Origin of the sequence: Streptomyces sp. NPDC102467 (assembly GCF_044765445.1) — a bacterium.
In the GTDB taxonomy this organism is placed as follows: Bacteria; Actinomycetota; Actinomycetes; order Streptomycetales; family Streptomycetaceae; genus Streptomyces.
This window is the reverse complement of the sequence record NZ_JBIWKA010000014.1, coordinates 115740-137466: the sequence shown is the minus strand read 5'-3', so window position 1 is coordinate 137466 and position 21727 is coordinate 115740. Positions and strand designations below refer to the sequence as shown.

The window sequence follows — 21727 nt, the reverse complement described above, 5'->3', positions numbered from 1 at the left end:
GCGTGAGGAATGTGCATGTCCGACGAGAACGCTCCCTGGCTGATCGCCGGGCTCGGCAACCCGGGCCCCGAGTACGCGATGAACCGGCACAACGTCGGCTTCATGGTCGCCGATCTGCTGGCGCGGCGGATGGGCGCCAAGTTCAAGCGGGCAACGAAGGGGCAGGGGCAGGCCCAGATCGTGGAGGGCCGGATCGGTCCGCCCGGCCCCGCGAGCCGCCGGGTGATCCTGGCGAAGCCGATGTCGTACATGAACGTCTCCGGCGGCCCGGTGACGGCGCTGCGCGACTTCTACAAGGTGCCGACGGCGCGGATCGTGGCCGTCCACGACGAGCTGGACATCGACTACGGGGTGCTGCGCCTGAAGCTGGGCGGCGGCGACAACGGGCACAACGGGCTGAAGTCGATGACCAAGGCGATGGGGCCCGACTACCACCGGGTGCGGTTCGGGATCGGCCGGCCGCCGGGGCGGATGCAGGTCGCGGACTTCGTCCTCAAGGACTTCTCGTCCACGGAGCGCAAGGAACTGGACTACTTCGTGGACCGGGCGACCGACGCGGTGGAGGCGCTCGTCATCGAGGGCCTGGAGCGCGCGCAGTCGTCGTACAACTCCTGACACCTTCCGGACAGGCGCCGGGTGTTGACCGTACGCGTATGCATGGCCAAAGATCACGGCCATGGCTTCAGCGATGTCGGTGTCCCGGCGGGTGGCGGCGTTGGCCCTCGCCCTGCTCCTCGTGGTGGCCGGGTTCTGGGCGTCGTGGGGTTCGGCGCAGCACGTGGTGTTCCCCAAGGGTCGCCAGCACGGTGAGCTGGTGGTGGCACGGTGCGCGGGCAGTACGTGCAGCGGACCGCTGGCCTCGGGCGGCGGCGCGGACGTGTCGATGCGGCGCTCGGTCGGCGTGAAGAAGGGCGCCCGTGTTCCCGTGGTCGTCGAGCCGGGCACGCGGCGAGCGGTGCGCTCGGGGACAGCCGGCTTCTTCAATGCCTGGATACCGCTGGGCGGTGCGCTGCTGCTCGCGTCCGTGGTGCTCGCGGGCGGAATGCTGAACCGGCGCCTGGCGTGGATCACGTCAGACGCCGGATTCGCTCTGCTGACGGCGGCGTTCGTCACCGTCAGCCTCGTCTAGAGCGGTCGGTCAGCCGGTGTTGCGCAGACCCGCGGCGACACCGTTGACCGTGAGGAGCAGGGCGCGGGCGAGCGTCGGGTCGGGCTCCTGGCCGGCGGCGGCCGCGTCGCGCTGCCGCTTGAGCAGGGCGACCTGGAGGTAGGAGATCGGGTCGAGGTAGGCGTCCCGGATGTCGAAGGTCTGCTTCAACACCGGGTGCGCGTCCAGGAGTTCGGTCTCCCCGGTGATGCGCAGCACCTCGCGCACGGTCAGCTCGTGCTCGGTCTCGATGTTGGCGAAGACGTGCTTGAGCTCGTCGGGCACGAGGGTGTCGACGTAGTGCCGGGCGATGCGCAGGTCGGTCTTGGCGAGCGTCATCTCGACGTTGGAGATGAAGTTCTGGAAGAAGTGCCAGCGCTCGTGCATCTCGTCGAGCACGCTGTCCAGGCCCGCCTCGCGCAGCGCCTTGAGCCCGCTGCCCACGCCGTACCAGCCGGGCACGATCTGCCGCGACTGCGTCCAGCCGAAGACCCACGGGATGGCGCGCAGCCCGTCGAGCGAGACGCCGGAGCCGGGGCGGCGGGAGGGCCGCGAGCCCAGGTGCAGGTCGGCGAGCTGGTCGACCGGCGTGGACGCGACGAAGTACGTCGGCAGGTCCGGGTCCTCGACCAGCTTGCGGTACGCGCCGTGCGCGGCGTCCGAGACGACGTCCATGGCGGCGTCCCAGCGGGCCAGCGCCTCGTCCGACTGGCGCGGCGAGGTGTGCAGGGCGGAGGCCTGAAGAGTGGCCGCGACGGTCAGCTCCAGGTTCTCCCGGGCCAGCGACGGCACCAGGTACTTGTCGCTGATCACCTCGCCCTGCTCGGTCACCTTGATCTCGCCCTCCAGGGTTCCCCAGGGCTGGGCGAGGATCGCGTCGTGCGAGGGGCCGCCGCCGCGGCCGACGGTGCCGCCGCGGCCGTGGAAGAGGCGCAGGCGCACGCCGTAGCGGTGGGCGACGTCGCGCAGGCGGCGCTGGGCGCGGTGGATCTCCCACTGCGAGGTGGTGATGCCGCCGAACTTCGAGGAGTCGGAGTAGCCGAGCATGACCTCCTGCACGTCCCCGTTGAGCGCGACGAGGCGCCGGTAGGACGGGTCGGAGAGCATGTCCTCCAGGATCGTGTCGGCGGCCTTGAGCTCGTCCGTCGTCTCCAGGAGCGGCACGATGCCGATCTTCGCCCAGCCCGCGTGCAGGTCGATGAGGCCGGCCTCGCGGGCGAGGACGGTCGCGGCGAGTACGTCGTCGGCGCCCTGGCACATCGAGATGATGTACGACTCGATGACCTCGGGCCCGAACACGTCGAGGGCCTTCTTCACCGTGTGGAACACGCCGAGGGTCTTCTCACCGGCCGCGTCGAGCGGCGCCGGGGTCGGGGCGAGCGGGCGCCGCGACCTGAGCTCCTTGGCGAGCAGCTTGCCGCGGTAGTCGCGGGGCATGTCGGCGTAGCGCCAGGACTCCTCGCCGAGCCGGTCGAAGAGCTGGCCGAGGGCGTGGTGGTGGGCGTCGGCGTGCTCGCGCACGTCCATCGTGGCCAGCTGCAGGCCGAACGCGGAGAGCGTGCGGATCGTCCGGTTCATCCGGCCGTCGGCGAAGAGGCCGCCACGGTGCTCGCGCAGCGAGGTCTGGATGAGGGTGAGGTCGTGCAGCAGTTCGCCGGTGCCGAGGTAGTCGCGGCCGTCGACGTGCGGGGTGTTCCTGGCGAGCCGCTCCTTGGTGTTCTCCAGCTTCTGCCGGATCGCGGTCGCCTTGAGCCGGTAGGGCTCCTCGGAGTTCAGCCGCTTGTAGCGGGGGCTGATCTCCGGCAGCCGCTCCAGGTCGCACTGGAGCGAGGTGAGCAGCTCCTCGGTGGCGCCGGTGTAGCGGATCGAGTTCGACAGGAAGCCGCGCAGCTCGTCGATCAGGTCGAGCGCGTCGTTGATCCCGTGCTCGTGCTGGAGGATCAGGACGTCCCAGGTCACCTGCGGGGTGACGTTCGGGTTGCCGTCGCGGTCGCCGCCGATCCAGGTGCCGAAGGTGAGCGGGCGGGTCTCGTCGGGGAGGGTGACGCCGACGCGCTCCAGCTCGGCGGTGAGGTCCTCCAGGACGTCGCCGACGGCGCCGGCGTGCAGCTCGTCGAGGTAGTAGATCGCGTTCCGCGATTCGTCGGTGACCTCGGGGCGCACCACGCGCAGCTCGTCCGTCTGCCACACCAGGTCGATGTTCTCGGCGAGGCGGGTGTCGTAGCGGCGGCGGTCGGTCTCCAGGACCGGGGTCTCCAGGAGCGTGGCGATCCGGCGCAGCTTGTTCAGCACGGAGCGCCGGGCGGCCTCGGTCGGGTGGGCCGTGAAGACGGGGCGCACGTTCAGGTTCCGCACGGTCTCGCGCAGGTGGTCCGGGTCGGCGTCCTTGAGGCGGTCCGCGGTGCGGGCCAGCAGGCCGCCCTCGTCGGCGCGCTTGGCGCGCAGCTCGCGGCCCCGGTGCACCTGCTCGGTCACGTTGGCGAGGTGGAAGTAGGTGGAGAAGGCGCGGACCAGCTTGGCCGCGGTCTCCAGTTCGGTTCCGCGCAGCAGCTCGGCGGCGGCCTCGCCGTCCTCGCGCGTCAGGCGGCGGACCTTCTCCACGAGTTCGAGGAGCTCGGGCCCCTCCTGTCGTACGAGGGTCTCGCCCAGCAGATCACCGAGACGGCGGATGTCGGCGCGCAGCTCGGCGCTGGTGCTCGTCGGGGCGGTCGATTCGTCGGCACTGCTCACAGGTGCGGCTCCTTGCAGTGGTGAAGCTCGTCTGGAGGGAGGAGTCCCCGGAACCGGGTAGTAGTCCCGGGTGGAGATTCAGAGCGGACCGCGCTGTCCGACCGTGACCAAGGATATGTGCCCGCGCTCTCGGCACTCTCCGGGGCCTCGCGGCGTCCGGTTACGCGCCGCGATGCTTACGACCCCGTAAGTTACGGAACCGTAGGAATGACGAAGGCTCTCTTCCGCGGATCTCCGTTGATCTCCTGACCCATCACAGACCCTCTCAACCCTCGACTTACAGGGGACTCTCATGGCCACACGTTCCGATGTGATCGACGACGTCCCGGAGGGGGCGCCCGGACCCTCCTCCGGCCCGCCGGCGTCGGCGACGCTCGGCGGTGAGCGCAAAGGCTCCGTGGAGCAGATCACACTGCTCCTGTTCATCGCCGTGCCGTTCCTCGCCATCCTCGCGGCGGTGCCGCTGGCGTGGGGCTGGGGAGTCAGCTGGCTCGATCTGGGGCTGCTCGTCTTCTTCTACTACCTGGGCTGCCACGGCATCACGATCGGCTTCCACCGCTACTTCACGCACGGCTCCTTCAAGGCGAAGCGCCCGCTGCGCATCGCCCTGGCGGTCGCCGGGTCGATGGCGGTGGAGGGCCCCCTCGTCCGCTGGGTCGCGGACCACCGCAAGCACCACAAGTTCTCCGACGCGGAGGGTGACCCGCACTCGCCGTGGCGGTACGGGGAGACCGTGCCGGCCCTGATGAAGGGCCTGTGGTGGGCGCACATGGGCTGGATGTTCAACGAGGAGCAGACCTCGCAGGAGAAGTACGCGCCGGACCTGGTCAAGGACCCGGCGATCCGCGCGGTCTCCCGTCAGTTCATCGCCTGGACGGCGCTGTCGCTGTTCCTGCCGGCGCTGATCGGCGGCCTGGTGACGATGTCGTGGTGGGGCGCGTTCACGGCGTTCTTCTGGGGCTCGCTCGTGCGGGTGGCGCTGCTGCACCACGTGACCTGGTCGATCAACTCGATCTGCCACGCGGTCGGCAAGCGCCCCTTCAAGTCCCGGGACCGCTCGGGCAACGTGTGGTGGCTGGCCGTCCTGTCCTGCGGCGAGTCCTGGCACAACCTGCACCACGCCGACCCGACGTCGGCGCGGCACGGCGTGATGCGCGGCCAGGTCGACTCCTCGGCGCGCCTCATCCGCTGGTTCGAGCAGCTGGGCTGGGCGCATGACGTGCGCTGGCCGTCCAAGGAGCGGGTCGCCGCGCGACGCAGGACTGAGGCCGCCGACGCGGTGTGACCCCGGCACGGCATGATGGGTTGCGTGGCGACCGACTCAAGCACCCCGAGCAATGCGAGCAGCGACAGGCCCGACAAGCCACGGCGTGCGCGCCGTACGCGGATGACGGGGGCCGACCGCCGCCAGCAGCTGCTGGAGGTCGGTCGCACCCTCTTCGCCGCCAAGGGATTCGAGGGCACATCGGTGGAGGAGATCGCGGCGAAGGCCGGGGTCTCCAAGCCGGTGGTGTACGAGCACTTCGGCGGCAAGGAGGGCCTGTACGCGGTCGTCGTGGACCGGGAGATGCGCCAGCTCCTCGACATGGTCACCGGCTCCCTGACGGCCGGCCACCCGCGCGAGCTGTGCGAGCAGGCGGCGTTCGCGCTCCTCGACTACATCGAGGAGTACACGGACGGTTTCCGCATCCTCGTCCGCGACTCCCCCATCCCGCAGTCCACGGGCTCCTTCGCCTCCCTCATCTCCGACATCGCTACGCAGGTCGAGGACATCCTGGGGCGCGAGTTCAAGGCCCGCGGCTTCGACTCCAAGCTCGCCCCGCTGTACGCGCAGGCACTGGTCGGCATGGTCGCGCTGACCGGCCAGTGGTGGCTGGACGCCCGCAAGCCGAAGAAGGCCGAGGTTGCTGCGCACCTGGTCAATCTGGCGTGGCACGGCTTGGACGGCCTGGAGCCGAGGCCGCGCCTCATAGGGCACCGAAAGAGCTAGCCGCGGGTATTTTCGCCGTCACGCGAGCGCGCCCTTCGTCGTGGCTGGTCGCGCCCCCGCGCCGCGGGTTGTTCCGCCGTCACGCGAGCGCGCCCTCCTCGTGGCTGGTCGCGCAGTTCCCCGCGCCCCTGGGATGCGCACTTCGTGCGGCATCCCATCGATGAAGGCTGCGGCGAAGCCGCGCCTTCAGGGGCGCGGGGCCGTATCGATCTGCGGCTCCGCCGCGCGGGCGCGAGCAACCACGACGGACCCGCGGCCGCCCACCAAGCGGCAACCCCTCCGGCCCGCGCGCCTGCGCCGCCGCCTCGAACCAGCAGCCGCCGCGCGCTCCGAGCGCCGGCGGCTTGGGCGTCTCGGTCATGCCGAGGACATCGATGTAGAAGGCGCGCAGAAGCGCTTCGCTGCTTACGGGCGCGGCGAGTTGGACATGGTCCAGTGCCTCGATCACGACGGCTCGACCGGTTCGATCGATGTGACCGCCACCACGAAGATCCGGCGGAACGGCAGCACCGTGCCGTGCGCGGTCGCCGGATAGGCCTCGCGCAGCAGGTCGCGGTAGTCGGCGAGAAACGCGTCGCGCGCCTCGGGGTCGTCCGCGAGGGCGGTGAGCACGGGCCGCAGGCCGGTCCCCTTGACCCAGTCCAGGACTGGGTCGGCGCCTGCCAGCAGATGCGTGTACGTCGTCTCCCACGCGTCGACCGCGCAGCCGAGGTCCGCGAGCCGTTCCAGGTAGGCGGTGGGTGTGAGCACCGCGTCGGCGTGTCGCAGCACGCCCGCGAGGCGGCTCCGCCAGCGCCCGGACTCGGCGAGTTCTCGCATCAGGGCGTGGCTGGGCGCCTCGAAGTTGCCGGGGACCTGGAAGGCGAAGGTGCCGCCCGGCGCGAGCGCGTCCAGCAGTCGGGGGAAGGCGTCGGCGTGTCCCGGTACCCACTGCAGTGTCGCGTTCGAGGCGATCAGGTCGTACGTCTCCGTGGGCGTCCAGTGCGCTACGTCGGCATGCGCGAAGTCGAGCCTGCCGCCGCCTGTCGTGGGTCCCGCGTACGGTTCGGCCCTGGCCAGCATCTCGGGCGAGTTGTCGTAGCCGGTGATGTGCGCGGTGGGCCAGCGCTCGGCGAGCAGCGTCGTGACGTTGCCGGGGCCGCAGCCCAGGTCTGCGACGCGGGCCGGTTCGCGGGGCAGGGCGGGGACGCGGGCGAGCAGATCGGCGTAGGGGCGGCCGCGGTGGTCGGCGTGGCGCAGATATTGCTGGGGGTCCCAGGTGGGAGAGGTGCTCGTCATGTTCTCAGGGTCCCCACCCACGTATCTCGATGTCAAGAGACTCGATGTCAAGAGACTTCATGTCGACACACCCTCTACACTGATCGGCATGGAGGACGAGGTCGACCGGCTGGTCGCAGCGTGGCGCCGAGAGCGCCCAGACCTCGACGTGGAGCCCCTCGAGGTGCTCAGTCGGGTCAGCAGGCTCGCGCGCCATCTCGACCGCGCCCGCCGCCTCGCGTTCTCCGAGCACCAGCTGGAGCCGTGGGAGTTCGACGTGCTGACGTCGCTCCGGCGCGCCGGCGAGCCGTATCAGCTCTCCCCCGGTCAGCTGCTCACCCAGACCCTGGTGACGTCCGGCACGATGACCAATCGCATCGACCGGCTCACCAAAAAGGGCCTCGTCGAACGCCTTCCGGACCCCAGCGACCGCCGTGGCGTCCTGGTCCGGCTCACGTCGACGGGCCGCGACCGGGCGGATCAGGCGCTGGCGGGCCTGCTCGCGCAGGAGCGCGCGATCCTGGCCGAGCTCTCCCGCTCCGACCGATCCGAACTGGCCTCACTGCTACGGCAGTTGACGGCCCCGTTCGACAACATTCCGGGTTAGCGGATGCCCCGCGCCCCTGAAGGAGATGCCGCACGCAATACGCATCTCAGGGGCGCGGGGGTTCAGCTGGCGGCCTCGAGGTCGACAGGCCCCACACCCGCCCGGCGCGCGAGCGCGACCGCGGCGAGCGTCGAGTGCACCCCCAGCTTCCCCAGCACGTTCTGCATATGGGTCCGCACGGTGTGCGGCGACAGGAACAACCGCTCGGCCACCGCCTTACGGCCAAGACCCGCGACCATGCACCGCAGAACCTCACGCTCACGCGGGGTCAGCGATTCGACCAGCCGCTCCGACTCCGTCCGGTGCTTACGGGCCGCGGTCAACTCCCGCAGTACACCCGTGAGCAGCGCCGGAGGCAGATGCGTCTCGTCGCGCAGCACACCGCGTATGACGGTCAGCAGGCGGGAGAGCGAGCAGTCCTTGGCGACCCAGCCGGAGGCCCCCGCCTGCAGCGCGAGCGCGGCGCGCCGCGGATCGTCCCGCTCGGCGAGCACCACCGTACGGACGGCGGGCTGGCCCGAACGGACGCCCGCCACCAGCGAGATGCCGTCGACGAGCCCTTCCTGCGCGGGACCGTCGGGCACGACGGTCGGTGGGCGCATGCCCTGCATGGACGCCGCGCCCAGGTCGGCGTCGACCAGCAGCACATCGAATCTGCGACCCTCGGCGGCCGCCCGGTCCAAGGAGCGCAGAGCGGCCGGGCCGCTGCCCGCGGCCGACACGTCCACGTCCGGCTCGGCGGCGAGCGCCGCGGCCAGGGACTCGGCGAAGATGCGATGGTCGTCGACGACCAGAACCCGGATACGAACCACTGATAACCCCCACTGGTCGGGAGACGGACCAACGCGGGTACGGCGCCCGGAGTACGGATCGCCGCAGCCGCACGGCCGCCGCCGCGCCAAGACCGCTACCCCCACTCCGGGCGTCGTACCCGGCTGTCTCGCCCCCTGATCAACACCGGCCCCCACCGGTGTTGGTCCTCAGACTAGGGCTGCGGGCCCGGAGGGGAAGCCAATTCACAGAACTGGTTACCCGTTGGCCGACGGACGACCACGGAGCGCGTTTAGGGTGAGTCACATGTTTCGCATTGAGACAGAAGTCGACAAAGAGCGCGGCCTTCTGCTCCAGTCGCTGCTCCGGGACACCAACACGGCGGCGTCCCCCGCACTGCGCGACCTGCGCGGGACCGCCGCCGAGCGGGAAACGCCGCTCCAGGTATGGGCGTTGGCACAGGACGGCACTCTGGCCGCGGGCCTGGACGCGCACACCTGGGCGACCTGGCTGCATGTGAACCTGCTCTGGGTCGCCGACCAGCACCGCGGCGCGGGCCTCGGCTCCCGGCTCCTCGCGGAGGCGGAGCGCACCGCCCGCGAGGACCGCGCCTGCGTCAACTCCCGTGTGGAGACCTGGGACTTCCAGGCCCCCGGCTTCTACCGGCAGCACGGCTACGACGTGGTCGCGGTGGTGCCGGACTACCCGCCGGGGGTCAAAGAATTCACGCTGACGAAGCGGCTTGTCTGAACCCGCCGGGTTCAGGCCAGGCGGCGGGCGCCCGGCGAGGGCACCGCGGGGAACACGCGCGGCGCCGTGTATCCGGCCTCGTCGAAGGCGGCCAGGACCGACTTGGTGACGGCGTCCGCGTCGGCGGTCTCCACCAGCACGACCGCCGAGCCGCCGAAGCCGCCGCCCGTCATCCGGGCGCCGAGCGCACCGGCCGCGTTCGCGGTGGCGACGACCAGGTCCAACTCCTGGCAGGAGATGCGCAGGTCGTCGCGGAGCGAGTAGTGGCCCTCGGTGAGGACGGGGCCGATGGCGCGTACGTCACCGGCGTCGAGGAGGTCGATGACCTGCTCCACGCGGTGGTCGTCGGAGACGATGTGCCGGACGTAGCGCACGACCTTCTCGTCGGCGCCCGCCCGCTCCAACTCACCGAGCGAGTCGGCGAGTTCGGCGTAGGCGACGTCCCGCAGGTGCGATACGCCGAGGACGCGCGCACCCTCCTCGCAGCCTGCCCGCCGCTCCGCGTACGCGCCGTCGCCCAGCTCGTGCTTGACGCGGGTGTCGACGACGAGGAGCCGCAGACCCTGCGCCGCCAGGTCGAAGGGGACCTGACGGATCGACAGGTCGCGGCAGTCCAGGTGCAGCGCGTGGCCCTCGGTGGCGCAGGCGGACGCCATCTGGTCCATGACGCCGCACGGGACGCCGACGAAGACGTTCTCGGCGCGCTGCGCGAGGACGGCCAACTCCTGCCGGTTCAGGCCGAGTTCGAAGAGCTCGTTCAGCGCGTACGCGGTGACGACCTCCAGCGCGGCGGAGGACGACAGGCCCGCGCCGGTCGGCACCGTGGACGCGAGGTGGAGGTCCGCGCCGGTGACCGGGTGGCCCGCGTCGCGCAGCGCCCACACCACGCCGGCCGGGTAGGCGGCCCAGCCGCCCTGCCCGTACTTCGACAGCGGCGTGAGGTCGTCGACGCGCAGTTCGGCGACGGGGGCGTCGATGTCGGCGGAGTGCAGACGCAGCACGCCGTCGGTCCGCTTGGCCACCGCGGCGACCGCGGTGTGCGGCAGCGCGAGCGGCATGACGAAGCCCTCGTTGAAGTCGGTGTACTCGCCGATGAGATTGACGCGGCCCGGGGCCGCCCATACTCCCGCGGGCTCGTACCCGTACAGATCACTGAACTGCGCGGCGACAGACATGAATTGGCTACCTACCCTGATCCGAATCCGAGTTACGACTGCTGGCGCGCCTGGGCGAACTCCCAGGCGTCGGCGACGATTCCCGCGAGGTCCGCGCGGGACGGGTTCCAGCCGAGGCGCTCGCGCGCGGTGGCGGCGGAGGCCACGAGGATCGCCGGGTCGCCGCCGCGGCGCGGGGCGACGACCTCGGGGATCGGGTGCCCGGTGACCTTGCGGACGGTCTCGATGACCTCGCGGACGGAGAAGCCGTTGCCGTTGCCGAGGTTGCAGATGAGGTGCTCGGCGGGGCGGGCCGCGTCGACCGCGAGGAGGTGGGCCTCGGCCAGGTCGGCGACGTGGATGTAGTCGCGGACGCAGGTGCCGTCGGGCGTCGGGTAGTCGTCGCCGAAGACGGAGATGGCGTCGCGTCCGCCCTGGGCGACCTGGAGGACGAGCGGGATGAGGTGCGACTCGGGGTCGTGCCGCTCACCACAACTTCCGTATGCACCGGCCACGTTGAAGTAGCGCAGCGACACGGCGGCCAGGCCGTGCGCGGCCGCCTCACCCGTGATCATGTGGTCGACGGCGAGCTTCGAGGCGCCGTAGGGGGAGGTGGGCGCGGTCGGGTCCGTCTCGGTGATCGGGGTGCTGACCGGCTCGCCGTAGGTGGCCGCGGTGGAGGAGAAGACGAGCTTCTTGACGCCCGCGGAGCGCATGGCGGCCAGCAGGGCCATCGTCCCACCGACATTGTTGTCCCAGTACTTCTCGGGCTTCACGACGGACTCGCCGACCTGCGAGAACGCGGCGAAGTGCAGAACCGCCTCGTAAGAGGAGTCGAGCCATTTGCCGGCGTCGCGGATGTCGCCCTCGACGAAGGTCGCGCCCGCGGGGACGCCCTCGCGGAAGCCCGTGGAGAGGTTGTCGAGGACCGTGACGTCGTGGCCCGCTTCGATCAGGTGCTGGGCGACGACACTGCCGACATATCCCGCACCACCCGTGACCATGTACTTCTTAGGAACGGTCTGGCCCATTACTTGCTCGCTACCTCTCGCAGTCGCTCGGCCGCGGTCTCCGGCGGCACGTCGTTGATGAACACGCTCATGCCGGATTCGGAACCCGCGAGGAACTTCAGCTTGCCGGAAGTGCGGCGGATGGTGAAAAGCTCGAGGTGGAGCGCGAAGTCGTCGCGGTTGACGCCTTCGAACTCGTCCAGCGTGCCGAAGGGAGCCTGGTGCCACGCCGAGATGTACGGCGTCGGCGGCTCCCCCTCACCGAAGATCCGGTCGAAGCGCCTCAAGAGTTCCAGATAAATCTTGGGGAACTCTGTGCGCGCCGCGTCGTCGAGCCCGAGCAGGTCGGGGACCTGGCGCTTCGGGTAGAGGTGCACCTCGTAGGGCCAGTGCGCCGCGTACGGCACGAAGGCCACCCAGTGCTCGCCTTCGAGGACGATCCGCGAGCCGTCCGCGAGCTCCTTCTCCACCACGTCGGCGAAGAGATTCCGTCCGCCGGTCTGCTCCTTGTGCTGCGCGAGCGAGCGCAGCATCAGGGCGGTGCGCGGGGTGGTGAAGGGGTAGCCGTAGATCTGCCCGTGCGGATGGCCGAGGGTGACACCGATCTCGGCGCCCCGGTTCTCGAAGCAGAAGACCTGCTCAACGGAGTCCAGGTGCGAGAGCTCGGCGGTCCGGTCGGTCCACGCCTCCAGGACGAGCCCGGCCTGCTCCTCGCTCAGGTCCGCGAAGGACTTGTCGTGGTCGGAGGTGAAGCAGACCACCTCGCAGCGGCCGGAATCACCGGCGAGCGAGGGGAAACGGTTCTCGAAGACGGCCACGTCGTACGAGGAGTCGGGGATCTCGCTGAGGCGCTCCCCCGCGGACGGGCAGAGCGGGCACTCGTCGGCCGGCGGGTGGTAGATGCGCCCCTGCCGGTGCGAGGCGATCGCGACCGCGTCGCCGAGCAGCGGGTCGCGGCGGACCTCCGACGTGGTGACGGTGCGGTCGAGGGGGCGGCGGTCGACCGCCTCCCGGACGACGTCGTCGCGCGAGTCGTAGTAAATGAGCTCACGACCGTCGGCGAGCCGGGTCGACGTCTTCTTCACGGCCGATTGCTCCTCATCACACCAACCAAACAGAACCAAACACAACAAAGCATAAGTCAACAGAACCGTCAAGGGAACGGGCCGGACCGGGGCCGAACGAGACCGGAGGGGACTATGCGCTTCCTGTGCAACAAAGAGGGTATCCGGGTAGCTACGGCGAGCTCTCGATCACAATCCAACAAAGAACGTCACGAAGACTGTTCACTTATTGAAGGCGGAGGCGTAGGTTCCGGTCTGATTCAGTTCGCGCAACGAAGCGAGTTCCCCCATGCAGTCCCCCACACTGTCTGCCTCGACAACCCTGGCCGAAGGGCTACGGCTGCCCACCAACGGCCTCGACTACGCGATCATGGCGATCTACTTCGTCGTGGTCCTCGGTATCGGCTTCGCGGCCCGCCGCTCGGTGAAGACGAGCCTCGACTTCTTCCTCTCCGGGCGCTCCCTGCCCGCCTGGGTCACGGGTCTCGCGTTCGTCTCCGCGAACCTGGGCGCCACCGAGATCCTCGGCATGGCCGCCAACGGCGCGCAGTACGGCGCCTACACCGTCCACTGGTACTGGATCGGCGCCATCCCCGCCATGGTCTTCCTCGGCCTGGTCATGATGCCGTTCTACTACTCGTCGAAGGTCCGCTCGGTCCCCGAGTTCCTGCTCCACCGGTTCGGCCCCTCCTCCCACCTCCTCTCCTCGATCATCTTCGCCGTCTCCTCGGTGCTGATCGCGGGCGTCAACCTGTACGCGATGGCCCTGGTGCTCCAGGCACTGCTGGGCTGGCCGCAGTGGCTGGCGATCGTCATCGCGGGGCTGTTCGTCCTCGCGTACATCACGATCGGCGGCCTGTCCTCGGCGATCTACAACGAGGTCCTGCAGTTCTTCGTCATCCTCGCCGCGCTGATCCCGCTGACCATTGTCGGCCTCAAGCGCGTCGGCGGCTGGAACGGCATCTCGGACTCGCTCTCCCACTCGCACGGCGACTCGTTCATGACCGCCTGGCAGGGCACCGGGATCGGCTCCTCCAACCCGCTCGGCGCGAACTGGCTGACCATCGTGCTCGGCCTCGGCTTCGTGATGAGCTTCGGCTACTGGACGACCAACTTCGCCGAGGTGCAGCGCGCCCTGTCGGCGAAGAACCTCTCCGCCGCCAAGCGCACGCCGCTGATCGCCGCGTACCCGAAGATCCTCATCCCGATGGTCGTCGTGATCCCGGGCCTGATCGCCCTGGTGATGGAGCCCTCGCTCGGCAAGAGCAAGGACGGCCTCCAGTACAACGACGCCATCCCGGTCCTCATGCGCGACCTGCTCCCCAACGGTGTCCTCGGCATCGCGGTGACCGGTCTGCTGGCGGCGTTCATGGCCGGCATGGCGGCCAACGTCTCGTCGTTCAACACGGTGTTCACGAACGACATCTGGGGCGCGTACATCAAGAAGGGCCTCAGCGACCGGTACTACCTGAAGACCGGCCGCGTCGTGACCGCCGTCGGCGTGTTCATCGGCATGGGCACGGCGTTCATCGCGGGCAGCTTCAGCAACATCATGAACTACCTGCAGACGCTGTTCTCCTTCTTCAACGTCCCGCTGTTCGTGGTCTTCATCATCGGCATGTTCTGGAAGCGCACCACGCCCGCGGCCGGATTCTGGGGGCTTCTGTCCGGCACGGTGGCCGCCATGGTGAACTACTTCTGGTTCTACAAGCAGGGCGTCATCTCGATCCCCTCGGACCAGGGCGCCAACTTCGTCTCCTCGATCGTCGCCTTCGTGGTCGGCGCGGTCGTGATGTTCGTGGTCACGATGTTCACCAAGTCCAAGCCCGCCGAGGAACTCGCCGGTCTCGTCTACGGCACCAAGTCCCCGGACATGGACGAACTGCCCGCCGAAGGTGACGACGCCTGGTACCGCAAGCCGGCCCTGCTGGGCTGGGGCGCGATCGCCCTCGCCGTCATCTGCTACATCCCGTTCTCCTTCTGAGGCCCGAGGTACACGACATGAGCGACCACACGAACAGCCACGTGGACGAGGTGACGGAGCTGGAGGCCAAGTCGGCGACGGCCGCCCGCCTCTTCGACGTGCGCCGCATCATCGGCGGCCTCTTCGTGGTGTACGGGATCATCGTCACGATCGCGGGCATCACGGCGTCCGACGCGGACCTCAAGAAGGCCCAGGACATCAACATCAACCTGTGGACGGGCCTCGGCATGCTCGCCCTCGGCGCGTTCTTCATGATCTGGCTGAAGCTGCGCCCAACGGCACCGCCGACGCCGCCGCTGCCGCAGGACGAGTCCGAGTAGCCCTTTTCACCGGCTCGGACAAGGCCGGAGTTCATCGCTTACGGGCGGTGGGCTCCGGCTTTTTGGTTCGGGCAGCCGCCCGGCGCTCGCGTTTTGGCGCCCCGTCCGGCGCGCCGGTCATCAGGCCACGCCCAGATCGCACCACACGTATTTGCCCCGGCCGCTGCCGCCCGTGGGGCCGCTGCTCATCAGGGGGTACCAGCCCCAGCCGTCGGCACAGGCCCGCACGAGGTCGAGGCCTCTGCCTTGTTCGGCGTCGGCGGGGACGAGGAGAGGGGCGGGAAGGGGCGGGGACGGTGGATTCGGGTCCGCGTCCCATACGCCGATGCGGAGGACTCCGTTCTTGTAGTGGAGGCGCAGCCCGGCCGGGCCCTCGGTGTGCCGAACGGCGTTGCTCGCCAGCTCTGTTGCCAACAGTTCGGCTGTTTCGACCAGTTGGGGTGGCCCGTGGAGGGTGAGGATGAGCCGCAGGGCTCGGCGGCAGACCGTGACGGCTCTGAGGTCGTTGGGGAAGTACACGGTGTACTCCCAGGGGTCGGGGTCGGGTCCGGATTCGGGCATGGGTGTACTCCGTTGGTTTTGGCGGGGGCTGGGCGCGGGCCGGTGGCTGTGTCACTGCCGTCGTGGCGTGGCGGAGTGGTGCGCTTCCGGGGCCGGTTGCGATGCGTGTGCGGTACGTCACCGAAGGTAGACCTTAAATTTGTTACCCCGCAAGCCGCTTGCGTACCCTTGACCCCGAACGAGGTACTTGGGCAAGGCCGTTGTCACGAGGAGCCAGATGGGACTGCGGAAGCAAGTCACTGCACGTCAGTTGCGGCTGGGCACCGAATTGCGCAAAATGCGGGAGGCCGCAGGACTGAGGGCCACCGAGGCGGCCGCGCTGATCGGTGCGAACTCCGCGCAGATGAGTCAAATTGAGGCCGGCCGTTCCGGCGTCAGCGAGGAGCGCCTGCGCCGAATGGCCGCGCACTACTCCTGCACCGACGTGACGTTGATCGACGCCCTGGTCGCCATGGCTACGGAACGGACCCGCGGCTGGTGGGAGGAATTCCGCGATTCCCTGCCGGAGGCGTTCCTCGACCTCTCCGAGCTGGAGCACCACGCCACGTACCGGTGGGATGTGGACTTCCTGCATGTCCCCGGACTGCTCCAGACCGAAAGCTACGCACGCGCAATCCTGGGGTACCGCGTACCCGAACTCCCCGCGAGCGACGTCAACCTGCGTGTTCGCCATCGGTTGGAACGTCGCGTCATCCTCGAACGCCCCAGGCCGACGCCGTATCAGGCCGTGATCCACGAGTCGGCTCTGCGCATCCGGGTCGGTGACCGTGCCTCCGCACGAGCCCAGCTCAGCCACATCCTGGCGTGCTCCGAGGCGGAACACGTGACCGTACGCGTCATCCCCTTCGACCTGGACGGCTTCGCCGGAGCCGATAGCGCCATGGTGTACGCGGGCGCCTCTGCGACCAAGCTGGATACCGTCGTCCGCGATACGCCCCATGGCGCGCAGTTCATCGACTCCGAGGCTCAACTCAGTGCGCTTCGAACGCTCTTCCGTAGGATGGTGGAGAAGGCGCTCGACCCTGACCGATCTCGTGACTTCATTCACGGCCTGGCGAAGGAACTGTGAGGCACCCCATGACCACCGCCAACTGGCAGAAGTCATCCTTCTCCGGCAGCGGCGACGGCAACGCGTGCGTCGAACTCGCCTCCAGCGGCGACCAGATACTCCTCCGCGAAAGCGATGACGCCAGCGTCGAACTCGTCGCAGGCCGCGCCCCATTGGCGAGCCTCATTCAGACTCTTAAGGCGCAGCACCGCGACAGCTGACCTCAGTTGAACCCGGGGCGGCCCCGCGGCGGAGCCTGGTGCCCTGGTTCGGTTTCGTCGCGGGCGGCCCGGCCCGGTGGGGGTTGGGGTCCGGCGCATGCGCGCCGGTGGGGTGGCGTGGGTGGGTTTGATGCGTCTGCCGGCCGGTGGGCGCCTTTTTATTTGATTACGTGGCGGGGGTCCGGTGGGTGGTTGCGACGGCCTCCGCCCGTTTCGTTGTCGTCGATCCGCCGTCTCGGGCTGGCTTTCGTGGGCTGAGGTGGTGGGTGGAAGGGCCTCAAGTCACTCGTATTTACGGACCCTTTCGGACGCGGGCGCCACAGTCGCCGAGGGGGCGAGTGCGGCTATGAGTGGGGTGGCTGTCGCAAAAACGCAGCAGCAGGAGGAGGGATGAGGGCGAGGGGGCGGTTATCCACAGGCGGCCCCTGGGGGGGGGGTGGGCTCGCGGGATGCTGTATGCGGCTTTCTGTGAGTGAGGCGGGGTGGGGAAGCGGTTTCTGCACCGAAAGTCCCCGAAAGTCCCGGTGGTTGTTCGGGTGCTGGTGCGTGGGGGTGGGGGATGGAAGGTTGGGGTGGAAAGCGCTTGCGGAGGGGGGAGAAGGGGGTTGCTCTGCGCGAGTTGGCTGTTGAGGGGGTGTTGCTCTGTCCCTGGGCGCTGGCGCATGGGTGGAGTCGGAGCACGCTGTACCAGCGGCTGAAGGAGGACGGGTGGCGGCGGCTGAGTGAGGGAGCCTGGTTGGCGCCCGGTGTTGTTGAAGACGTGCGGGTTCGGCTGTTGGCGGAGCAGTGGTCCGCGCCGCATCTGGTGGTCAGCCACTCGGCCGCCGCCTGGCTGTGGGACATCGAGTTCCGCGACGTGACAGCCGAGTTCACCGCGATGCGGCGGACCCTCAGTCGTAAGCAGACCGGCGTTCGCTGCCTGTCGCTGGCAGAGAGAGATGTCGTTGTGCGGCGTGGGCTTCGGTGCACCGGGGTGGACCGGACCCTGGGGGATCTGTTGCGCAGCGCCGGGCAGGACGACGCGGTCATCGGCGTCGAGTCTGCCCTCACCTGGCGGCGTATCCGTACGTTCCGGCGCGGCCCGCTCACCACCCTGGACAGGGTCGCGGCGGAGGTCGCCAAGCCTCGTACGCACGGGCGGCACCAGGCCCTGCAGCGGCTACGACTCGTCGACCCGAACGCTGCCTCACCCGCCGAGACCCTGGCCAGGCTGCGCATACACGAAGCGGGGCTCCGTCCCACGAGTCAGGCCGAACTGACCACCCCCGAGGGGCGAAGGGTGCGGCCCGATTTCCTCTTCACCCGTGAAGGGGTCGTGGTCGAGATCGAGGGTTACGCCTACCACGGCAGCCGCGAGGCCCACCGCCGCGACCTCGCCCGCTTCAACGACCTCCAGCTGTGCCCACAGGTGCGCCTCGTCCTGCGCTTCACCGCCAGCGAAGTCATGCACGCCCCCGCCAACATAATCACCCGTATCCGACAAGCACTGACCCACTGACCCACTGACGCCAGCCCTAGCCCAGACACAGGCCCCGGCCCGGCCCGGCCCCGACACTCTGACCGCCGGCGCCAGTACCCGCACTCGCTCTCCCCCGCTCACATCACTCCGCCCCGCCCGCCGCACTCGCTCCCTCCCCCCACTCATCCCCGCCCACTCACACCCACTCCTGCTGCTGCGCTTTTACGACAGCCACCCCACTCATAGCCGCACTCGCCCCCTCGGCGACTGTGGCGCCCGTGGCCGAAAGGGTCTGTAAATACAGGTGACTTGAGGCCCTTCCACCCACCAACCCCAGCCCACGAAAGCCAGCCCGAGACGGCGGATCGACAACAACGAAACGAGCGGAGGCCGTCGCAACCACCCACCGGGCCCCCGCCACGTAATCCAATAAAAAGGCGCCCACCGGCCGGCAGACGCATCAAACCCACCCGCGCCACCCCACCGGCGCGCATGCGCCGGACCCCAACCCCCACCGGGCCGGGCCGCCCGCGACGAAACCGAACCAGGGCACCACGCCCCCGCCCCCCGGCCCCGGCCCCCGTCGCCCCCACAACGCGCAAGTCCCACCCCGCCGGAGCGGGATGGGACTTGGGGTGGAGCGCCGGGCAGGCCTTGCACCTGCATTTCCCCGCAGGAAGCGGGGCGTCTTTCCTTGGACCACCGACGCATTGTCCGCCACCGCGAGTTGCGGTGACCAACGCAAGATCGACTATAGCTCAGGAATCCGGATCCGCTGAATCGGGGGGCGGCGGCTTGCCCACCGGGCCCGCGCGGTCCAGCAAGCCGGTGCGCGCGGCCAGTGCGGCCGCCTCCAGGCGGGAACCCACGCCGAGTTTCATCAGTACGCGCTGGACGTGTGTGCGGGCCGTCGAGGGGGCGATGCCCATGCCGGCCGCGATCAGGCGCGTGTCCTCGCCGTCCGCGACCCGGACCAGGACCTCGACCTCGCGCGGCGTCAGCATCTGAAGCAGGCGCTGACCTTCGTCGTCCGGCTGGGCCGCGGGGTTGAGGAGTTCGCTGAACGCGCCCTGGAGCAGCGCCGGGGCGACCGCCGCCTCGCCCGCCCTGGCCTTCATGAGGGCGCGCTCGACACCCTCTATGCGCTCGTCGTGCCGTACGTATCCGGCGGCGCCGGCCGCGAAGGCCGCGGCGATGCCACGGGGGGACGGGACCGGGCCGAGGACCACGACCGCCACCTGGGGCCGTTCCCGTTTGATGCGGAGAACCGGGTCGAACGTGCCCGGTTCGGCCGGTGTGGCCGTGCCGATGAGGCAGACCTCCGGGGCGCGGGAGATGACCAGCTCGGCGGCGCCCGCGGCGGGCGCGGCCGCGGCGAGTACCCGGTGCCCGCGCAGTTTCAGTGCCGAGGCGAGCGCCTCGGCGAGCAATCGGTGGTCGTCGACCACCATGAGCCGAACACCCATTGAGAGCCAACCCCCCAGTTCGCCCCGGGGGCAGCAATGGGCACCCGGGACCCCCACGGACAGGCGAGCCCCCCGACTCCCCGTCCTCTTTCATCCCCGGAAGCTACACGCTTGTTCGACGTTGCGCGCCCCCTACCGGTGAGAAGCGGCCCGCAATGCTGAAATCCCCGTCTTTCAGGGGCGATTGCCGCTAGAGGGGGGCGCATATGCCGACGGCTCCGCTCCCCGTGATCCGGGTGCGGAGCCGCCAATTGATCTAGGAAATGGCTTACTTGGCCGTGAAGCCGATGGCCGCGTATTGCTTGTCGTCCGCCGAATACGGTTCGCTGATCAGGTCCTTGCCCATGAACAGACGGCCGTTGGAGTACAGCATCTCGGAGGACTTGGGCACCATCCGGCTCAGCACGTCCCGTACGGCCTGCGTCGCGGGCGTCTCGAGGAGCACCGTCTGCTTGCCGCCCTTGGGGTCGATGGTGACGACCTGGGCGCCCTTGTCGTACGGGCCGTCCTTGTACGCCAGCACGTTGCCGCCGTCCATGCGGAGCGGGAAGATCTCGTAGTCCGCGCCGCTGTCGAAGCGGTCGCTCGTGATCTTGCCGTCGGCCAGGGAGAACGACACGACCTCGTTGACCTGGTCGGTGCCGCTGCCGTCGTGCTGCTTGGAGGGCAGGTAGAGCCGGTCGTTGCCGACGACGACGCCCTTGCAGCCGTGTACTTCGCCGACCTCGCAGTCGACGTCGTACTTGTCCGGGTCGATGCTGATCTTGGCGCGCAGCTTGTTGCCGCTGTCGTCGAGCGAGAACGCGTCGGTGTACTTGACCTCTTCGCCGAGCGCGACACCGAAGGTGACCGGCTTGGTGGAGAACACCGAGAGCAGGTTGACGCTGCCGGGCGTGCCGGGGACCTTGTACGTCGACTTCGGCTTGCCCGAGGCCGGGTCGAGGACCTGGACCTCGTACGTCTCCGCGTCGAAGTCACCGCATTTGCGGACCGCGACGAGCTGCTCGCCACCGCGGTAGCCGACGTCCTCGCAGCTGCCCTGCTGCGGCTTCCACAGGGACTTGCCGGACGTGACGTCGAAGGCGGCTCCGCCGTCGTAGCCGCCGCCGACCGCCAGCGTGGAGCCGCTGATGGACAGTTCCTTGAACCCGATCTTCTGGCCGCTGACCTCGACGCTGTCCGACCACACCTTCCTACCGGTGTTCACGTCGAACACCGTGATGTCGGTGCACTTGAAGTAGTCCTTGTCCTTCTTGCGCTTGCCGTCCTCGGAGAGCACGGCGGCCAGGCCCGCCTCGGTCACCTCGGGCGAGGCGCCACAGGACTGCCCGGACAGCGGCAGGGTCCACTTCTTGGTGCCGGAGTCCGGCTCGTAGCCGACGACCTGGTTGAGGTCCGCCTTGACGTACGTCGAGTCGGTCAGCCAGGACCCCGCCACGCTCCACACGGCGTCCTTGGCCACCTTGGGCGCGGGCAGCTGGAAAGCGATGGTCGCGGCGGTGCTGGCCGGGGCCTTCTCCTGGCCGGCGCCGCCGGTGCCGGAGCCGTCCTTGCCGCCGTCGCCGCCCTTGTCACCGTCGGCGGAGTTCTTCTTGTCGTCCTTGCTGTCGTCGGAGGAGCTCGCGTAGAGGATTCCGCCGCCGACGATGAGGGCGATGACCACGACGGCCGCGGTGATGATCCACACGATCGGCGAGGGCTTCTTGCCGCTGCCGCCGCCGGGGCCTGCCATCGGCTGGGTGGGCGGCTGCGGGTACCCGTACTGCTGCTGGCCGTACTGCTGTTGGCCATAGGGTTGTTGGCCGAACTGCTGCTGCGGGTACGGCTGTTGACCGTACGCGGGTGTCGGCGGCTGCGGCTGCTGCGGCTGACCCGGGTAGCCGTAACCCGGCGCGCCCTGCGGCGGCGGAGGCGGCGTCTGCGGGTAGCCGTAGCCGGGGGCGTCCTGCGGCGGCGGGGGCGGTGTCGGGGCGCCGAAGCCGCCGGGCGGGGGCGGCGTGGGCGCGCCGAAACCGCCGGCGGGCGGCGGTCCGGCCGGAGCGGCGGGAGTCTGCGGCGGGGCCTGCGGGGACTCGGGCTGTTTGCGGAGCGGGTCCTGCGGCGGTTCGCTCGGCGGCTGCTGCGGGGGCGGGGGCGGCTGCGTCATGACGTGGTACCTCGGGTGCCTGAAGACGGGACGGTGGGTCGA

Annotated in this window: 21 protein-coding genes; 11 read left to right on the top strand and 10 right to left on the bottom strand. The window is 69.6% G+C overall.

Features of this window, described 5'->3' with window-relative positions:
- Positions 1–15: 15 nt before the first annotated feature.
- Together pth and ACIREE_RS28495 are read left to right on the top strand one after the other, a co-directional pair.
- Positions 16–615 carry an aminoacyl-tRNA hydrolase gene (pth, locus tag ACIREE_RS28500; protein WP_404158025.1) on the top strand — a complete coding sequence of 200 codons (600 nt, stop codon included), beginning with the start codon at positions 16–18 and terminating at the stop codon, positions 613–615.
- A gap of 61 nt (positions 616–676) precedes the next feature.
- Positions 677–1129 carry a hypothetical protein gene (locus tag ACIREE_RS28495; protein ID WP_404158022.1) on the top strand — a complete coding sequence of 151 codons (453 nt, stop codon included), beginning with the start codon at positions 677–679 and terminating at the stop codon, positions 1127–1129.
- A gap of 9 nt (positions 1130–1138) precedes the next feature.
- Here ACIREE_RS28495 and ppc read toward each other — a convergent pair whose 3' ends face one another.
- Positions 1139–3877, bottom strand: coding sequence for a phosphoenolpyruvate carboxylase (ppc, locus tag ACIREE_RS28490; protein ID WP_404158019.1), 2739 nt, complete (start codon positions 3875–3877; stop codon positions 1139–1141).
- 292 nt (positions 3878–4169) lie between these two features.
- On the opposite strand from ppc, the gene ACIREE_RS28485 reads away from it, so the two are divergent.
- Positions 4170–5162, top strand: coding sequence for an acyl-CoA desaturase (locus ACIREE_RS28485; RefSeq protein WP_404158017.1), 993 nt, complete (start codon positions 4170–4172; stop codon positions 5160–5162).
- Positions 5163–5174: 12 nt separating this feature from the next.
- A complete protein-coding gene (locus tag ACIREE_RS28480) occupies positions 5175–5867 on the top strand; it encodes a TetR family transcriptional regulator (protein WP_404158014.1) in 693 nt (230 codons plus the stop codon).
- Between the two features lie 79 nt (positions 5868–5946).
- Here ACIREE_RS28480 and ACIREE_RS28475 read toward each other — a convergent pair whose 3' ends face one another.
- Both ACIREE_RS28475 and ACIREE_RS28470 read right to left on the bottom strand, forming a co-directional pair.
- Positions 5947–6315, bottom strand: a complete 369-nt coding sequence (locus tag ACIREE_RS28475) for a hypothetical protein (RefSeq protein WP_404158012.1) — start codon at positions 6313–6315, stop codon at positions 5947–5949.
- Positions 6312–7145 carry a trans-aconitate 2-methyltransferase gene (locus ACIREE_RS28470; protein ID WP_404158009.1) on the bottom strand — a complete coding sequence of 278 codons (834 nt, stop codon included), beginning with the start codon at positions 7143–7145 and terminating at the stop codon, positions 6312–6314. Before ACIREE_RS28470 ends, ACIREE_RS28475 begins: the two co-directional genes overlap by 4 nt.
- A gap of 88 nt (positions 7146–7233) precedes the next feature.
- On the opposite strand from ACIREE_RS28470, the gene ACIREE_RS28465 reads away from it, so the two are divergent.
- On the top strand, positions 7234–7731 hold the full coding sequence (locus tag ACIREE_RS28465; RefSeq protein ID WP_404158006.1) for a MarR family winged helix-turn-helix transcriptional regulator: 498 nt from the start codon (positions 7234–7236) through the stop codon (positions 7729–7731).
- 62 nt (positions 7732–7793) lie between these two features.
- On the opposite strand, the gene ACIREE_RS28460 is transcribed toward ACIREE_RS28465, so the two are convergent.
- Entirely contained in the window at positions 7794–8543 is a 750-nt protein-coding gene (locus ACIREE_RS28460; RefSeq protein ID WP_363194740.1) for a response regulator transcription factor, read from the bottom strand.
- Between the two features lie 265 nt (positions 8544–8808).
- Here ACIREE_RS28460 and ACIREE_RS28455 point away from each other — a divergent pair, with 265 nt between their 5' ends.
- The gene (locus ACIREE_RS28455) at positions 8809–9252 is read left to right on the top strand and encodes a GNAT family N-acetyltransferase (RefSeq protein WP_404158003.1); all 444 of its coding nucleotides are present in this window, start codon (positions 8809–8811) and stop codon (positions 9250–9252) included.
- A gap of 11 nt (positions 9253–9263) precedes the next feature.
- Here ACIREE_RS28455 and galK read toward each other — a convergent pair whose 3' ends face one another.
- From galK to galT, 3 genes are read right to left on the bottom strand one after another with little or no spacing between them, the layout of a single operon-like run.
- Complete coding sequence (gene galK / locus ACIREE_RS28450) at positions 9264–10427, bottom strand: galactokinase (protein ID WP_404158000.1); 1164 nt, start codon at positions 10425–10427, stop codon at positions 9264–9266.
- 32 nt (positions 10428–10459) lie between these two features.
- Complete coding sequence (galE, locus tag ACIREE_RS28445; RefSeq protein WP_404157997.1) at positions 10460–11437, bottom strand: UDP-glucose 4-epimerase GalE; 978 nt, start codon at positions 11435–11437, stop codon at positions 10460–10462.
- Entirely contained in the window at positions 11437–12501 is a 1065-nt protein-coding gene (gene galT / locus ACIREE_RS28440) for a galactose-1-phosphate uridylyltransferase (RefSeq protein WP_404157994.1), read from the bottom strand. The genes galE and galT overlap by 1 nt, the downstream gene beginning before the upstream one ends.
- Before the next feature lie 268 nt (positions 12502–12769).
- Between galT and ACIREE_RS28435 the strand changes: the two genes are divergently transcribed.
- Together ACIREE_RS28435 and ACIREE_RS28430 are read left to right on the top strand one after the other, a co-directional pair.
- The gene (locus ACIREE_RS28435; RefSeq protein WP_404157992.1) at positions 12770–14464 is read left to right on the top strand and encodes a sodium:solute symporter family protein; all 1695 of its coding nucleotides are present in this window, start codon (positions 12770–12772) and stop codon (positions 14462–14464) included.
- Between the two features lie 17 nt (positions 14465–14481).
- Positions 14482–14784: a hypothetical protein gene (locus tag ACIREE_RS28430; RefSeq protein ID WP_404157989.1), complete on the top strand. Its 303-nt coding sequence runs from the start codon at positions 14482–14484 to the stop codon at positions 14782–14784.
- A gap of 120 nt (positions 14785–14904) precedes the next feature.
- Here ACIREE_RS28430 and ACIREE_RS28425 read toward each other — a convergent pair whose 3' ends face one another.
- Positions 14905–15345 carry an ATP-binding protein gene (locus ACIREE_RS28425; protein WP_404157986.1) on the bottom strand — a complete coding sequence of 147 codons (441 nt, stop codon included), beginning with the start codon at positions 15343–15345 and terminating at the stop codon, positions 14905–14907.
- Positions 15346–15562: 217 nt separating this feature from the next.
- Between ACIREE_RS28425 and ACIREE_RS28420 the strand changes: the two genes are divergently transcribed.
- From ACIREE_RS28420 to ACIREE_RS28410, 3 genes are all read left to right on the top strand, one after another.
- Entirely contained in the window at positions 15563–16414 is an 852-nt protein-coding gene (locus ACIREE_RS28420; RefSeq protein WP_404157983.1) for a helix-turn-helix domain-containing protein, read from the top strand.
- An 8-nt stretch (positions 16415–16422) separates the two neighbouring features.
- Positions 16423–16614 carry a DUF397 domain-containing protein gene (locus ACIREE_RS28415; RefSeq protein WP_404157980.1) on the top strand — a complete coding sequence of 64 codons (192 nt, stop codon included), beginning with the start codon at positions 16423–16425 and terminating at the stop codon, positions 16612–16614.
- A gap of 760 nt (positions 16615–17374) precedes the next feature.
- Positions 17375–18112, top strand: a complete 738-nt coding sequence (locus tag ACIREE_RS28410) for a hypothetical protein (protein WP_404157977.1) — start codon at positions 17375–17377, stop codon at positions 18110–18112.
- Positions 18113–18831: 719 nt separating this feature from the next.
- Here ACIREE_RS28410 and ACIREE_RS28405 read toward each other — a convergent pair.
- On the bottom strand, positions 18832–19539 hold the full coding sequence (locus ACIREE_RS28405; RefSeq protein ID WP_404157974.1) for a LuxR C-terminal-related transcriptional regulator: 708 nt from the start codon (positions 19537–19539) through the stop codon (positions 18832–18834).
- A gap of 268 nt (positions 19540–19807) precedes the next feature.
- Positions 19808–21685, bottom strand: coding sequence for a PQQ-binding-like beta-propeller repeat protein (locus ACIREE_RS28400; protein WP_404157971.1), 1878 nt, complete (start codon positions 21683–21685; stop codon positions 19808–19810).
- Positions 21686–21727 lie beyond the last annotated feature (42 nt).